The following is a 1,087-nucleotide window of genomic DNA, read 5'->3' on the forward strand; positions in this document are numbered from 1 at the left end:
GACTCGTACGCTTTCAGATAGACCTCTTCGTACTTGATGCTGCGCCACACCCGTTCGACGAACACGTTGTCGCGCCAGCTTCCCTTGCCGTCCATCGACAGCCGGATGTCCCGGCCCAGTACGGCCTCGGTGAAGGCGTTCGCCGTGAACTGACTGCCTTGATCCGTGTTCACGATGTCGGGCTGCCCGTAGCGCGCGAACGCTTCCTCGAGCACCTCGACGGCATGCACCGCTTCCAGCGTGATGGCCACCCGGTGCGCGAGAATCTTGCGTGTCGCCCAGTCCACCACCGCCGTCAGGTACACGAAACCGCGCGCCATCGGAATGTAGGTCGTATCGAGTGCCCACGCCTGGTTGGCCCGCTCGATCTTCATGCCGCGCAGCAGATACGGCCAGACCTTATGCTGCGTATTGCGGCGACTCGTGCTCGGCTTGCAGTACAGCGCCTCCACGCCCATGCGCTTCATCAGCGTTCGCACGCGGCGGCGGCCTATCTCGTGACCCTCCCGGCGCAGAAGGCGCGCCAGCATCCGTGCACCGGCAAACGGAAATTCCAGATGCAATTCGTCGATTCGGCGCATCAGCTGTTGGTCCGCCTCGCTGATCGGTTGCGGCTGGTAGTACGCGCTCGATCTGGCTATACCGACAAGCTTCGCTTGCTTCGAGACCGGCAATGCATGGTTACGGTCGATCATCGCTTTGCGCTCAGCAACCCCGCCTTGGTGAGCGCGCTTTCTAAAAAATCGTTCTCCAGTGTCAACTGGCCGATCTTCGCATGTAGCGTCTTCACGTCCATCTGCGGCTCGCTCGACGCCACACCAGCCGAGCCGAACACATCGGCCGCACGCTCCTGCAACTGCCGCTTCCACTCCGTGATCTGGTTCGGGCGTACATCGAATTGCTGCGCCAATTCGGCCAGCGTCCGGTCGCCTTTGACCGCCGCCAGCGCCACCTTGGCCTTGAATGCTGATGAGTGGGTCCGTCGGGTTCTCTTCGTCATTTTTCAGGTTCCTTGGCCGGCATTATCGCCGGCTCAGGCCCTGGCCGCCTCACTTATCCGACTGTCCGAATTTGCGAGGCCATCTCT

At 61.7% G+C, this 1,087-nt stretch carries 1 pseudogene; it reads right to left on the reverse strand.

Going from position 1 to position 1,087, the window contains the following annotated elements:
• Positions 1-1,000 (reverse strand): annotated as a pseudogene (locus tag SB786_RS35480) (IS3 family transposase); the annotation flags it as partial.
• Between the last annotated feature and the right edge of the window lie 87 nt (positions 1,001-1,087).

Origin of the sequence: Burkholderia sp. SIMBA_062 (genome assembly GCF_046534765.1) — a bacterium.
Taxonomy (GTDB): Bacteria; Pseudomonadota; Gammaproteobacteria; order Burkholderiales; family Burkholderiaceae; genus Burkholderia; species Burkholderia ambifaria.